This is a genomic window from Leptolyngbya sp. FACHB-321 (genome assembly GCF_014695975.1).
Lineage (GTDB): Bacteria > Cyanobacteriota > Cyanobacteriia > Leptolyngbyales > Leptolyngbyaceae > Stenomitos.
Map to the genome: position 1 here is coordinate 106,303 of NZ_JACJPI010000012.1, position 13,409 is coordinate 119,711.

Below are 13,409 nucleotides of genomic sequence, written 5' to 3' on the forward strand. Positions count from 1 at the left end.
AAAGCGTGAACCAACACATTGCTAACAGTAAAAGCCTGTATCGTGTTGGTAGGCGGACAACCGTGTCCGGGTAGACTGCACTGCGAAAGGCGTCGATGGGTCCGCTTATTGAGCGTTGTTGGACTTGGTAGACTTGCGCTTGTCTTGAATAGTCGCTTGCGCTGCTTGATGCTCTGCCAGGGTGCGACTAAAAACATGGGTACCATCGTACCGCGCAACAAAGTAGAGAAAATCGGTGTCCTCTGGCTTCAAAGTCGCTTTAAGGCTGGCAAGACCAGGGCTAGCGATCGGCGTTGGCGGCAACCCTGTATTCAGGTAAGTATTATAGGCAGAAGGCGTACGTACCTGATCCAAAGTGAGCGGCTGGTCTGGTGTTTGCTGAATGCCTAGCCCGTACTCAACCGTTGGGTCAGCACCGAGAGGAATATTCTTCTTTAGACGGTTGACAAAGACACCGGCAATGCGGGGCCGTTCGTTAGCGATCACTGCTTCTTTCTCAACAATGCTAGCAAGCGTCACCCACTGGCTAAAGCTAAGGTCAGTTTGTTTTTGTCCTTGCTTGTAAAGGGGTAAGGCAACCTGCTCAAAGCGATCAAGCATCTGCTTTAAAATGGCTTCGGGTTCTACTGGTAGCCCCGACACATCATACGTGTCAGGATACAAAAAACCTTCTAAAAGCGGTAATCCAGGTTCGCTCTTGCTAGGCAACCAGGTGTACTGAGCAGTGGGAAAGCGCTCTACAGCTGTAAGAAACGCTTGCGCTGAGAAAAAGCCTTCCTCCTCAAAATAAGCCGCCATTTGCCGGAGCGACCAACCTTCTGGAATGGTGTAGCCCAGACGAACCACCTCACCGTCCCAAATTTTGGTTGCGACTGACTCTAATGGTTCCGTCGGCGATAGCTGGTACACACCAGCTTTGAAGCCGCCGTCTGGTTCTTTAAACATGCGCCAGCGTGACCAAAGATCCCATGCGGTCGCTGAACGAATCACGCCAAGGGCCTGTAAATCTCTGCCAATTTCCTGGGCTGAGGTGCCTGGCGGAATGCGTAGTTTCACGGGTTTTGCTGTTGTTCCAGCAGCGACCGGGGGTGTATTGGCAGTTGTCCACCATAGCCAACCACGCCAGCCAACTGCACCAATCGCTGCTATTAACAGCAGAGCGATCGCACCCTTGATCATGCCTTGAATTGCTTTCATGCTGTGTCGCTGGTTCAATCGATCGAGAATAAAGAGTTGCTAGTTGTTAGTAAGTAGCTTTCAGTAGCAGGGAGATTGCCAAGTATAGCTTTACCCTGTGGTAAGGGCAGGTTTTGCTAAAGTCTTGACATCCAGCCGTTAACTTTGGTGCCAAAACTGCCCCTACAGGTATTTGTTTGTTAGAAAGCTCCTCGCGATTTCAGTAGCAAGATACTCTAGGAACTAACAGCCAACAACTACAACATAATAAGCACCTTCAAACAAGCTAATCAAACTGATCAATCAACTGGTCTTCAATCATTGGCAGCAGTGGCTCAATCTTCTCTAACTCTTCTGGTGTCAGTAGCTGAGGCTGATTATTCTCATCAACGCGCGCCAGAATGAAAAAGGGATCAAGCGGTGCGTAAATGCCAAATTCTTGCTCTTCGTAGTAGAAGCTTGCCAGAAATTGCAGTTCTTCTTCTTCACCATCAGCGTCAGATTCTAAGCCTGCGAGGTCATCTTCCTCAGTCAGGTCGGGGAGCTCACCTTCTACCGTTAGGGTAACGGCAGTACGCTTAAGCACCAGGTTTTGCTCCTCTAGAACCACTTTGGCAACCGGAAAGAGAAGATTGATGTCTTCGTCATCTTCAACGGGAACCGCTTCTTCCTCGTCGCCATCTTCCTGCCAAGCAATGATTTCGACGGGTGAATCGACTGGTAAGAGCAGCACATACTCCTGCCCTTCTACTTCTAGCGAATGTTCAATGGTGCAGGTAATCGTCCGTGCGGCATCATCCGTCAGGGTTACGGTTTCTACTTCCATCTCGAGATCGTCTTCATCCATGCCGGACTCTCCACTAAAATCGATCATTTTACAGGCGGTTTACACGTTTCTACCCATGACTAGAAGGTGGTTGAATCCAGCGCTTCAGAGTCAGCCGCGTCGGGTTTTGGAGACGTTTGAGTGTAAGTTGCCTTGAGGCGGCGCTCATCCAACCATTGTTGCAGAATGAGGGACGCAGCTTTGCGATCGATTAGCCCTTTATTGCGAGAAGGGGAGATTTTCTGTGCGTGAAGCAACTGTTCCGCCTGAAAAGAGGTCAGCCGCTCGTCTACATATTCCAGCGGCAACTGTAGCGCGGTTGCCATTGCCTGGGCAAATTTTTGAATGTGGCGCGCTTGTGCGCCAATCGAGCCGCTCATAGTGTACGGCAAGCCTACCACTAAGACCTGCACGTTACGTTCTGTAACAAGCTGTTGAAGCTGGCTTTGCACTTGCTGGAAGGATTGGCGATCGATCGTCATGAGTCCAGCCGCGATCAACCCAGTGCGATCGCAGCCTGCCACACCAATCCGCTTTCGACCAACGTCTAACCCCAGTGCAGAGATTTGCATCACGTTCCACTGATTAGCAGCAAGGTCCTTCCTGCGGCGGGTCAGAAAAATCGGTGGACGTAGGCAGGTTTAATAGTGATTGATTGCCTCGCGCCACCTCGCTTTGAGCGCTGTCGGTATCGGGAGCAGCGTTGCCTGCTTTAGGATCAGTGGTGGATTGATTCCACAGACGCAGCAAAGAAATGCGCCCAGGTACTGGCTTACGTGCCGGTTTAAACCCTTGCAGCACTTCGGAAAGCTGAAGCGAATCGAGTGCCATCGGCAGCTTTGACTCCCGCAGCTTATGCCAGACCGATCGTGACATCATCAACGTATGAGCAACCCGAGTTGCACCAATGCGCTCCAGGTATTCTTCTCGTTCTGGCTGGTAGTCAGACGATGCTAACTCTAAAGTTTGGGCTGGCACTTCTTGCGTAATACGTGCCATTTGCGACATCAGCTCAGGGTAGAGCCAGGTGTAAGCAGGGTGCACCGTTAACTGTGCCTGATGCGGTTGCGAACCATCTCGGCAAAGACGGATCTGAAAATAACCGATCGCCGCTTTCCGCTGTGGCTCAAAGACATAGCCGCTGACCATTTCGGTATGGCTCAACCAATGCTTGACACCACTCATTAAAGAACCGAATAGGCTCGTTTTGAAGTCGAGCATATGACGATCAAACACCTGCCGCACCAGCGGTGGCATGGCTGCCGTGTCTAACTGATACAACAGTTGAGCATCAGCATTGCTAATGGGCAGAAGATTGGGCAAATCTGGTTCCCGCTCGGCAATTTCCTGAAGTTGGTCAGCAGCCAGCAACCAATAAGTCATTTGCGCTAACGGCTGAAAGCCATTTTGCCGATAAAGCGCCAGCAATGCCGTGTCGTTCACGTCTACTTCCAAAAGCCAGGTACGTGCTTCCCAGATCTTTTCAAAGCAGTGCCGTAGAAGCTGTGAACCAACGGTCGCTAGGCTCAATTTTGCCGATAACTTCGGCTGGTCTAATGGAATATCAGTTGAGGTATCAGTAGGGGCGGCTGAAGAGTCCGTCGGTGGTTCAACAGTATGCACAACGGCAACGCGATCGACTCGCCAAGTGCTACGTGTGCGGTTGAACGGCGAAATCCGAATCATGCCGCGCAGTTGATTATCTTGATCTGTCAGGTAGGCTCCAAAGGTTTGTTGAGCCGGTGACCATACCAGACCTAACGCTTTTTTAAGACCACGCCACGGACGAAACAAAAACGCTGAGGAGGTTTCGGCGATCGTTTCACGAGAAGTGTCTTGCTCAGAATCCGCCGCACAGAGACGCTCGACTATTTCCAAGTCACGATACTGGATAGGTCGGATGACAACTTGGGTGGTTTGAGGAAGAACTTGAGTCATCGTGGTATGGCTGTAAGCAGCCGCGCGCAACGTCCAGGGTTTGACTGTTTAGTCTCTATTCTAAAGCTTATCGGCTAAACCGACTTTCAATCAGGTTACCGACTTTGTTGACTTAACCGGTCGAATTAAAACAACGGGTGTTTGTTCACTCGCATTGCCCGCCGGATTTTTAATCAGCGCCTGCTGAAGAAACGATGTTGTCAGCTCAGGAGAGGCTGCCAGGACTTTCACCGCTCTTAAATCGTTGACATCCACAATGGCAGCAGCTAAACCTGTTTCACGCTTGATTTGATCGACTACTTGCTGTGGGTTTTGCGGTCCCAAGACAATGAACTGATCGTAGGGCGGGATAGTGCCTGTTACGTCATCAATTAAACGAGCTTGCTCACCTGCCAATTGGTAAAAGACACCCGGTTTGCCAAAAACTTTGGCGATCGCTCCCACCCCAAAAGCAAATAGCACCCGCACAGGACCGACCAAATCGATCAAGGTTTGCAGCCCACAGGCAGTAGCCAGACTAGATGTAGGCAAAAAGAGGTAGCATAACCGCCGTGCGACCCAGCCTGGTTTTAGATCACTAGGATGCCGAAACCGCCCCTGCATGACTGCTAGCGGCGTTTCGCCAATGGTGACAATATCGCCGGGCTGAGCATTGGGCAAGACGTAGCGCTGCACTACTTCCACAGGGTTGTCGAGGTGCGTCAACAGATGAGTGCGAATCGGCAACACATCCGCATTTGTTGCGGGTCGCCAGTTTTTAGAATCTGCCGGACTAGGAAAGACCAGCGGCACAATGACATGGCGCACACGCGGTATGCGTCCCTGCGGACCATAGGTGAAAAAATGTACCCGTATCCAGGCAACCCTCAAGGCACTTAGGTCTGCACCCTGAATTTCTACCTGGATTTCGATCGGCGACACCTCACGCTTAACAATGTGTCCTTCCCAATAGCCATCGGCTCTAGGTTCAGCATCTTTGTAACGAGGAATAACCTGTGCGTCAGTGGTAATCCCTTTCAGGCTATCTGTGGATAGCAGCTTTACCTCTACCCAGATTTCAGGCACCATCACTTCCAGGCGCTGGGTCAGGTTACGGAACTCCAGTTCGCCTACCAATAGGTAGCGCTGCGGCTCATAAACTTCTAGTTGCCAGTTGCCTGCTGTTAGCTCTAGCTTGTTTCCCGGACGGCGACGGTACTGCACCTCTAATGCCAACAGCAAAAGGATGACGACACTAACAACCGCGATCGCAATGCTCGCAATAATCCCCACAAGCCTTATTTCGCCTAATCACTCTGTTAAAAAGTCTAGTAGGAGTTGGGAGTTTTGCAGCAACTAGACGGGAAGTGGGGGAAGCAAAAGAGGTAGGGGAGTAGAAGGGGCGGAGGAAGCAGAGGAGGTAGGGGAAGCAGAAGAGGCGGAGGAAGCAGGAGAAGCGGAGAGGGCATAAAAGAGTAACTCAAAATCTGCCCCCTCCCTCTGCTCCCCTTCTTCCCCAATATCCTCAGCCCTCTGCTCTCCTAGCGTCCTCACCTTGCTGCCAAGATTTCCTCATCAATAGACAGGTCAATCGCGGCTGTATCGCGTCCAGAAGCTAAATAGTCATTTTGGAAGGAGTCTTGAAGACCGGAGATGAGATCGTAGGTGGGTTGCCAGTTGAGTTCAGTCTGGGCTTTTTGGATGGAGGTAAAGAAGTGCTGAGTACGAAGGGGAAAGGCTTTGCGTTTGCCAAAGTCAAATTGTTTAGGGTCATAGTGGACAATCGCTAGAGCCTCAGGAGACTTTCCCGCAGCAGCGGCACAGGCGCGAGCAAGACCGTCAAATGTCACTATGCGATCGGCCGACACATTATAAATTTGCCCGATCGCGCTGGCATTGCCTAAGACCTGAGTCATCGCTTGCGCTAGATCCTGCACATGCCCAAACTGAGTACAGTGTTGACCGTGACTGGGAATGGGGATCGGACGATCGCGCACGATGCGATCGAAAAACCAGGCTTCCAGGTCGTTGTAGTTTTGCGGACCGTAGATGTAAGTGGGTCGAATAGACGTAAACGGCACGTTCTGCTCGCTCAGATAGGCTTCTGTTTCGTGCTTGCCCTTATGCCGGCTCTTGGGATCAACTGAATCCCCTTCCACGTGGGGCATCTGATCAGCTTTGAGATACACGCCAGCAGAACTCATGTAGATAAAGTGCTGCACCTTGTCGTTAAAAATTTCTACCAGCGGTTGGGTATCGGTGAGTTCGCGTCCGTTGTTATCAAAGATGGCATCGAAGGTTTCGCCAGAGAGCTTTGCTTTCAGCTCAGTAGGGTTCGTGCGATCGCCGTGAATTTGCTGGATGCCTTCTACAGGAGCAGTCCTTTTGCCTCGATTAAAAAGCACCACATCGTGCCCCTGCTTTACTAAAAGGCGCGTCAGGTAAACGCCAACGAACCGAGTACCACCCATCACTAAAATTCGCATCGCCTTGATCGTTCCCCGACTGCAACAACTCTCCATCTTAGGCTGAAGCGGTTGATGGTTATCGATCGACACTGCACACGTAACTGAGTAGCAGAGACTTGAGCAAGACTTAAAAGCAGGAGAAACAGGCTTTGAGTCTCTCGTATTGCCATTTATGAAAAGGCATTTACTGATGTTAAGGGTTACAAGCTATCAGCATGGTTTACGTAATCATATGGAAACCTTTGATGATTACTCGCCGCTGACAGCAACAGGTTATGGAAGTCTATCGGGGGGCTGTTTTGAACCGGGTAGCTGAAGATTAATAATGCCTTCCTTACTTGACTTTCTAAATAACTCTGATGGGCATTTTAAGCCTATATAAAGCATGAGCTTCAGGTAGAGAGCCAGATGGGACTTAAGAGAGAGGGATACATCTATTCTGGCTTGTAGCTTTATAGATGATGACACTACAGCACTGTCAACTGAAACACTGTTAACGGTGAAGGCTTATAGGCAACTATATTTCTGTTTCACATTTCTTCATTACAGCGTTTCTATCTGCTCATTACTTAGAGGAAAGTTAACAATGAATCTTTCTCATCGCGTTCGACAAAGCTTAACGGCACTTGTTTTAGTGCTCGTTTTAGCCTTTACGACTGCGTGCAGTGGCACAGCAACTAAATCGCCTCAAGCAAATTATCCCTCTAGCGTTGATCGCAGTATTGATTACGGTCAGATTGCACGCGGAGATTCTGCTTCTGCTCAAGAATTTGGTAATTGGGTTGTTGAAACCAGCAAAGGCTTAATCAAAGATGCGTTTGTGCGGGACAACAATAAGCTGGGAGCCGTGATCTCTTCTCAGGTTCGCCCCAATGAAGTCAAAGCACTAGCTCAATCATTGGCTCAAGGTTTCCGCAAAAACTTCCCCAATCAAGACCTGACCGTTTTGATGTATGCGCCGAATAAAGAACTGATTCTTACCGCTCGCTATGATGCTCAATCCAAACAAATTGAGTACCAAGCCGCTAGCTAAGAGTAGATGCTTGTTAATGGAATATAAGCAAGCAATTTAGTCTTTCACCAACTTTTCAACACTAATTTCAAAAGGACGTTAAGGCTATGCCTAGTAGTGATGATTACAAACGCCAGGTCATGCGTGATTTGGCAGATGGCGATAAAGAAATGATGCCTGACGATACAGCATCAAGCTACCAAAATTTTGACGATTTTGCTCAACGGTCTTCCCGAGATGAGCGTCATAACTTGTTCAGCCGATCTTTCCATCCCGATCGCGTTCCTGCAAGCCAGATGGAACCTGAACTACAGAAGGCAATTGCCCAAATCAAGCCGAATGAGCGTAAAGATGTTGCTCAAGAGTTTTTCAGTCACCTGAAAAAGCGGGGCTTGCATGATCGTGATCTAGAAAAGCAGTTGGGTTTGTCTACCCATCATCCCAGCCATATGTCAGCCGATGATGTCAGCAAGCTTGCTGGCTTTGTCTATCACAATCACCCCGATGTCTTTCATGAAGTTCTAGCAGACCAACCTGCTCTGGTGAAGTTCCTCAGCAACCCTGTTGTTGGTGCTGTATTTGGAGCGATCGCTGCTAAGTGGATGGGTGGTCGTCATTAGACCGTAAGAGTGAGTTGTAAAGAAGTCAGAAAGTTGCAATCAGTCAATAATTTCTGACTTCTCTCTCGCTAAAAAACAAGGCTACTGTTCGCTAATCAACTGTCTACTCATTGTTGATCAATACGGAGAAAAATCATGTCAACTGAAGTTGTGACTACAAACGAATACGGTGAAGTGGAGGAAGTCATGTCGGTTGATGGTTCTTCAACCACTGATCCAATGCTGATGGAAGCTCCAGCAACACCAGATACGGTTATCCAGGAGACAGCTACAGCTACAACTGATGCGGCTGATGCAGCAGGAGAAGCTTGGGCATCTTTTCAGGTGAAGGCAAACGCTTTCTTAGCCAAAGCAATTCAGTCTACTGGAACATTTCTTGAACAGAACAAGCAACTCCTAAGTGTATTAGGCTGGACTCTCCTTACATTACTAGGGATTAGGGTTGTCTTTGCAGCACTTGATGCTATTGATGATATTCCCCTCGTTACACCAGTGCTCAAGTTAATTGGTCTAGCAACCGTGGCTTGGTTTATCTGGCGTTACCTTCTGCGGGCAAATAATCGTCATGAGCTTTCTCAGATGTTTAACAATGCTAAAGCAGAACTTTTTGGTGATCAGAGCTAAGTCTGTTTAGTAGAAACGTCTTTATGTGGAAGGAACGTTATTTATAGCGATTCTCCTTGTCAGTGGTGCATCTGAATTGAAGGATTAGGAGCCGAGAGATTAGAAGCTAGTACAACAGATCGCTGCGGTTAAGTTCTGCAATGCGGCTTCTTACTATTGGCTCCTAAATACTTTTTAAATTGCCTAAATTTTGTTCGATTAGGCATTGCTTAAGTAGCTGGACGTAGTTATTGATAGGGTGCATCTCGACTTCGCTGTTGATAAGCTGCATTAAGCGAAGTCGAAATGCGCTCAGCCCTATGTATGGCTAGGTTGAGCGCAGTCGAAACCCGATCACTAAGTAGTGCTTACTTCAGCCCTCCTACTTGTATAGCTGTCATAAATCAGTTGTGAGATTGAAAGACTTTGTGAGAAAGAATTCTACTGGAATCCTTTCTCACAACCCATACAGAGTCACTATATCTCCTTGCTTTAAAAGTTTGAATCTTTAGCAACGAGTAGTTTTTTTCAAAGAGTAGCAGGTTAATGCAGATCGCAATAATGCGAAGCATAGTCAAATAATTTCATGTTGTTCAAAAGTTGCAATAGGAGAAAAAATGGTTGTAGATCGTTCTAAATCAGTGGTTAACCGTGGTCATCGTCGGGCAATTGGTACGTTCCCAACCCGCCGTGCTGCTGAACAAGCGCTACACGAATTAAGAGATTCTGGCTTCCCAATGGATCGAGTATCCGTCGTTGCCCAAGATGGTGATCGTAAAGGCTCGATCGCTGGGGCTAGTAAGAGTGAGCATGGTGACAACAAAGCGGATGATGGCGCGAAAGCGGGAGCGCTGTCTGGTGGCGCTCTAGGTGGTCTGACAGGACTGCTGGTTGGTCTTGGAGCACTGGCAATACCTGGTCTTGGTCCCATCATGCTGGCAGGAGCCGCAGCAACAGCACTGGCGACAACAGCAGCCGGGACGGCGATCGGAGCGGCAGCAGGTACCCTGCTGGGTGGATTGATCGGTATGGGTATCCCTGAAGATCGAGCAAAAGTTTATAACGATCGTGTTTCAGCCGGTGAATATCTGGTCATGGTTGATGGTACAGATGCAGAAATTGCTCACGCTCAAGGAATTCTAAACCATCGCGGAGTCCAGGAATGGGGCGTGTACGACATCCCTGCAACGGCTGGTGTAACCACTGCTGGAATGGTTGAAAATCAGCCAGTACATCAACCCACTGTGCGTACTGATGCAGAGGCAGTTAGAAAGTTTGAGGAACGCCGAATTAAAGCTCGGGAAGATGAGGCAAATCATATGGCGACACCTGTTATACCTACTCCAGTAGCGTCTTCCGCAGCGTCGCAGCAAGTAGCAGCACAACCCATTAGTACCGCAGGTCAAACCGTTGGCACCCTGGGTGCAGAGAATATCGAGCTTCATGAAGAACGTTTAATTGTAGATAAGAAGCGTGCAAAGACGGGTGAAGTTGCGATCGGTAAGCACATTGAAACGGAAGTTGCCCGCACTTCAATACCGATTGAAAAAGAGCGCGTTGTTATTGAACGCTCCCCAGGCAGCATTGAAACAGGTGTAACACTAGATGCAAATGCTTTTCAGGGCGAAACTGCTCGTATAGAGGTGTATGAAGAAACGCCTGTCATTCACAAGGAAGCGTTCGTACGGGAAGAAGTGAGCATCCGCAAAGAAGTTGACCACAACACAGTTAACGTTGAAGAATCACTGCGTCGTGAAGAAATCAATGTTGATGTTCAAGGACATCCGGCTGTAGATGCACGACCTAGCGACTTGCCGAAAGACCGTCGCTAAAGTGGTCGAGAGTGGCAAAGTAACTGTTTTTAACTTTGCCACTCGACCTCATTTTTTTCAAATCAGCAACATAACAAACACGAATTTAGTTAAACCATGCAGAAATCCATAGCCCTTTTATTTAGTAGCATCTTAGCCGTGAGCGTAGTTGCTTGTGATAATGCTGCTAAGACTAGCAGTGAAGCGCCGGATTCTGCTGCTACCAGCCCTACCAACGTTGATGTTGATAAGCCAGCGGCTCAAACAAATCAAAACGATGCCACAGGTGAAATAAGACGCAAACAACTTAACGCTGATATTCGTGCACGCGAACAGCGAAATAGTGCTATTGGTGATGAGTCAGTGCGAGCAGATGGTGATCTCAAGAGCGAAGTGCGCTCAAAGTTGGAGGCAAACTTACCAGCTAGCACCCTTGCTGTCGATGCCAAAGAGGGAGCCGTCACTATTACAGGTAAAGTGGTTGATGAAAAGCAACTACAAAAAATTGAACCGTTAGCCAAGCAGATCAAAGGCGTAAAGAGCGTTGATGTTACAGCAACTGTGAATACAGCAATCAAACCGGAACCTGCCAAGCCTGGAACCAGCAACCCCATCAAGACACAGACAAACGCACAGTAGCTTAGGGGCGAGGTCAGGGCACTTTTAGGAGTTCTTGTGATTCTCTAGCTTAGTAATCAGACACCTAGCGATCGAAAAACTATCAGGGAACGAACAACCCCTTTAAACAACAAAAGCACTTTCTAATGGCATATGGTCTGTTGATTGGAACAAACCATTGCTTTCTTAGGGGGTGCTTTGTGTTTCTTCTAAAAAAATTTATTTCATGGCTGTAGACTCTATCCTTTACAGCGGTTTAATTTCGTCTGCAATGCCCTTAAAATTTTAATAATCCTTTAGCTACAACTCGCGTTGTGTCTGCATTGCTACTACCAAGAGATAGGTAGTCTTCAATTTGGAGTTGTAATTTAACTAACACAGAGATTTTATAAAATACCTTAAGTAGGAGGGCTAGATTAAGCCCCATTGAGCGATCGAATTTCGACTGCGCTCGGTCCGCGTACGTACAGGACTGAGAGTATTTCGACTTTGCCCAAGGCACTTATAAAAAGTTGCGCCCAGCTGCTTATTTAACGGTAGGAAACGTTTAGTCATTGCCTGTCAAAAGTTAGAGGCTAGCAAAATAACGCCTATATACAATAAAAGCCTCAGGACAGCTTATAGAGGCTAGTAGAACTTGCCTGTAAACAACGAGAAGCTTGTAGCTGAACATGTTTGAGACGTCGTATTACCACCTTGTTCAACTGTCCATACCCTTTTTGTAAAAGCGATTGAAAGCGTTGATGATTCACTAGTTTTAAATTTTCTAATGGAGACAACCATGACAAAGGCAAAAGTAAAAACAACGGATGTTATCTCTTTAATTGAAGCGGATCACCGTAAGGTTGAACAACTGTTTGAACAGGCAGAAAAGGCAAGCAGCAAGAAGCTTTATGAGTGCTTTAAGCAGCTTTATACAGAGCTAAATCTGCATGCACGGGCTGAAGAATTGTCTTTTTACCCAGCGATGCGGGAATATCTAGAAACTGAAGGCTTTCTTGAAGAAGCGGAAACAGAACATGAGGAAGCTGAAACCCTTCTAGAGCAGCTAAGGCAAATGCAACCAGATGATCCTGAATTTAAAGCTGCGTTGGGGAAATTGCAGGCAGCCGTTCAGCATCATGTTGAAGAAGAGGAAAATGAAATTTTTGAGGCAGTTCGTCAGTGTATGGATGAACAGCAACTAATGGAGCTTGGTGAAGAATTTCAGGGTGTCAAAGCTCGATCGCAGGAAGATGTGCAGGCAGGACTTGCTCACTAACACGGTACTTTCAGCGTTATTTGTAAGGGCAGGACACTATCCTGCCCCGCTTTCCTTTCTACCTTTCCATAAGCACTGTAGCTTACCTATTGGGAACCTGCTGTAATTGGTGTTTTTTACAGTAGTGCCAATGCTTTTAAGCAACGGCGCGTGACTTGCATCCGTTTTGGTGCATCAGCCTCGGTGCGGAAATCAATGTTGGTAGCAAAAAAGTAAACATTTTTACCCTTCTCTAAGTAGCCTACAACCCATCCTGCTTGACGCATTGTTTTATTACCAAACCCAGTCCAGCCAGTTTTTGCTCTGATTGTGTAATCTGGCGTTTTTTCAATTATCAACATGTCTTTGACGATCGCCAGCGATCGCTCAGAGAACGGTAAATCATTTTTATAAAGGCGTTGGAGAAATTGAACTTGCTGTTGGGGTGTAATGCGGAGTTCGCCCTCCAACCAAAAATTATCAATTGCTGCTTTACTACCAATGGTTTGGTTGCCGTAACCCACTTGAGTAATCCATTTTTGCATCTGCTCGTGCCCCACTCGGCGGGCAAGCACCTGATAAAACCAAATGGCTGAAAGCTTCATTGCCTCTCTCATGTTTAAGTCGCGGTTCCACTCGGGTATTTGCCTTGGAATACCGTCCCATGTTAGAACAGCAACGTCATCAGCAATCACTTTTGTCTCAAGCGAAATCAGAGCATTGAGAATCTTGAATGTTGATGCAGGCAAAAAAGGGGTTGCATTACGCTGAGGATTGTGTTGATACGTGCGATCGCTCGTTGCGTCATAAATCAGAGTTGAGCCTTCTACTCCCAAGTCTCGAAAGTGCTGGCTAAAATCGCTAGTTTGGGCAGCCGCGATCGCTCCTGAAGTCTTAGACTGTGCTTTTGGCATAGCTGAGCCAGCTTGCACAGTTTGAACGAGAACAGCAGTGATGCAACTTAATGCAATTAACTCTGTAGTACCCCTACGCCTTAATCGGTTCATAATATGTAAGAAACTTAAGTCTGAGCAGCCTTGAACTACAACCCAGCCTATTTTCATTCCGCTATATCAGGTGCTTAACTGTTCTTTTAATCAAAAAGAGAGCCAGGGCAA

The 13,409-nt window shown here is 47.7% G+C and carries 13 protein-coding genes; 6 read left to right on the plus strand and 7 right to left on the minus strand.

What is annotated here, in order from left to right:
* Positions 1–105 precede the first annotated feature (105 nt).
* From mltG to H6F76_RS01335, 6 genes are all read right to left on the minus strand, one after another.
* Positions 106–1,197: an endolytic transglycosylase MltG gene (gene mltG / locus H6F76_RS01310; protein ID WP_190505242.1), complete on the minus strand. Its 1,092-nt coding sequence runs from the start codon at positions 1,195–1,197 to the stop codon at positions 106–108.
* 265 nt (positions 1,198–1,462) lie between these two features.
* Positions 1,463–2,023 carry a DUF3727 domain-containing protein gene (locus tag H6F76_RS01315; protein WP_190505244.1) on the minus strand — a complete coding sequence of 187 codons (561 nt, stop codon included), beginning with the start codon at positions 2,021–2,023 and terminating at the stop codon, positions 1,463–1,465.
* A 59-nt stretch (positions 2,024–2,082) separates the two neighbouring features.
* Positions 2,083–2,574: a Holliday junction resolvase RuvX gene (gene ruvX, locus H6F76_RS01320; RefSeq protein WP_190446497.1), complete on the minus strand. Its 492-nt coding sequence runs from the start codon at positions 2,572–2,574 to the stop codon at positions 2,083–2,085.
* Between the two features lie 13 nt (positions 2,575–2,587).
* Entirely contained in the window at positions 2,588–3,940 is a 1,353-nt protein-coding gene (locus H6F76_RS01325; protein ID WP_190505246.1) for a GNAT family N-acetyltransferase, read from the minus strand.
* Between the two features lie 90 nt (positions 3,941–4,030).
* Positions 4,031–5,206: a F420-0:Gamma-glutamyl ligase gene (locus H6F76_RS01330; RefSeq protein WP_190505300.1), complete on the minus strand. Its 1,176-nt coding sequence runs from the start codon at positions 5,204–5,206 to the stop codon at positions 4,031–4,033.
* Positions 5,207–5,469: 263 nt separating this feature from the next.
* Positions 5,470–6,405 carry an NAD-dependent epimerase/dehydratase family protein gene (locus tag H6F76_RS01335; RefSeq protein ID WP_190505302.1) on the minus strand — a complete coding sequence of 312 codons (936 nt, stop codon included), beginning with the start codon at positions 6,403–6,405 and terminating at the stop codon, positions 5,470–5,472.
* Positions 6,406–6,973: 568 nt separating this feature from the next.
* Between H6F76_RS01335 and H6F76_RS01340 the strand changes: the two genes are divergently transcribed.
* From H6F76_RS01340 to H6F76_RS01365, 6 genes are all read left to right on the plus strand, one after another.
* On the plus strand, positions 6,974–7,420 hold the full coding sequence (locus H6F76_RS01340; RefSeq protein ID WP_190505248.1) for a hypothetical protein: 447 nt from the start codon (positions 6,974–6,976) through the stop codon (positions 7,418–7,420).
* Between the two features lie 86 nt (positions 7,421–7,506).
* Positions 7,507–8,019: a hypothetical protein gene (locus H6F76_RS01345; RefSeq protein ID WP_190505250.1), complete on the plus strand. Its 513-nt coding sequence runs from the start codon at positions 7,507–7,509 to the stop codon at positions 8,017–8,019.
* A gap of 135 nt (positions 8,020–8,154) precedes the next feature.
* Entirely contained in the window at positions 8,155–8,643 is a 489-nt protein-coding gene (locus tag H6F76_RS01350) for a CAAD domain-containing protein (RefSeq protein ID WP_190505252.1), read from the plus strand.
* Between the two features lie 596 nt (positions 8,644–9,239).
* Positions 9,240–10,454 carry a YsnF/AvaK domain-containing protein gene (locus H6F76_RS01355; protein ID WP_190505254.1) on the plus strand — a complete coding sequence of 405 codons (1,215 nt, stop codon included), beginning with the start codon at positions 9,240–9,242 and terminating at the stop codon, positions 10,452–10,454.
* Between the two features lie 96 nt (positions 10,455–10,550).
* The gene (locus tag H6F76_RS01360) at positions 10,551–11,072 is read left to right on the plus strand and encodes a BON domain-containing protein (protein WP_190446490.1); all 522 of its coding nucleotides are present in this window, start codon (positions 10,551–10,553) and stop codon (positions 11,070–11,072) included.
* Between the two features lie 760 nt (positions 11,073–11,832).
* The gene (locus tag H6F76_RS01365; protein WP_190505256.1) at positions 11,833–12,312 is read left to right on the plus strand and encodes a hemerythrin domain-containing protein; all 480 of its coding nucleotides are present in this window, start codon (positions 11,833–11,835) and stop codon (positions 12,310–12,312) included.
* A 116-nt stretch (positions 12,313–12,428) separates the two neighbouring features.
* On the opposite strand, the gene blaOXA is transcribed toward H6F76_RS01365, so the two are convergent.
* The gene (gene blaOXA / locus H6F76_RS01370) at positions 12,429–13,298 is read right to left on the minus strand and encodes a class D beta-lactamase (protein ID WP_190505257.1); all 870 of its coding nucleotides are present in this window, start codon (positions 13,296–13,298) and stop codon (positions 12,429–12,431) included.
* Between the last annotated feature and the right edge of the window lie 111 nt (positions 13,299–13,409).

Bases quoted from the DNA above. Each gene is read 5' to 3' on its own strand.
- mltG (WP_190505242.1), bottom strand. From the start codon at position 1,197: ATGAAAGCAATTCAAGGCATGATCAAGGGTGCGATCGCTCTGCTGTTA.
- H6F76_RS01315 (WP_190505244.1), bottom strand. From the start codon at position 2,023: ATGGATGAAGACGATCTCGAGATGGAAGTAGAAACCGTAACCCTGACG.
- ruvX (WP_190446497.1), bottom strand. From the start codon at position 2,574: ATGCAAATCTCTGCACTGGGGTTAGACGTTGGTCGAAAGCGGATTGGT.
- H6F76_RS01325 (WP_190505246.1), bottom strand. From the start codon at position 3,940: ATGACTCAAGTTCTTCCTCAAACCACCCAAGTTGTCATCCGACCTATC.
- H6F76_RS01335 (WP_190505302.1), bottom strand. From the start codon at position 6,405: ATGCGAATTTTAGTGATGGGTGGTACTCGGTTCGTTGGCGTTTACCTG.
- H6F76_RS01340 (WP_190505248.1), top strand. From the start codon at position 6,974: ATGAATCTTTCTCATCGCGTTCGACAAAGCTTAACGGCACTTGTTTTA.
- H6F76_RS01345 (WP_190505250.1), top strand. From the start codon at position 7,507: ATGCCTAGTAGTGATGATTACAAACGCCAGGTCATGCGTGATTTGGCA.
- H6F76_RS01350 (WP_190505252.1), top strand. From the start codon at position 8,155: ATGTCAACTGAAGTTGTGACTACAAACGAATACGGTGAAGTGGAGGAA.
- H6F76_RS01355 (WP_190505254.1), top strand. From the start codon at position 9,240: ATGGTTGTAGATCGTTCTAAATCAGTGGTTAACCGTGGTCATCGTCGG.
- H6F76_RS01360 (WP_190446490.1), top strand. From the start codon at position 10,551: ATGCAGAAATCCATAGCCCTTTTATTTAGTAGCATCTTAGCCGTGAGC.
- H6F76_RS01365 (WP_190505256.1), top strand. From the start codon at position 11,833: ATGACAAAGGCAAAAGTAAAAACAACGGATGTTATCTCTTTAATTGAA.
- blaOXA (WP_190505257.1), bottom strand. From the start codon at position 13,298: ATGAACCGATTAAGGCGTAGGGGTACTACAGAGTTAATTGCATTAAGT.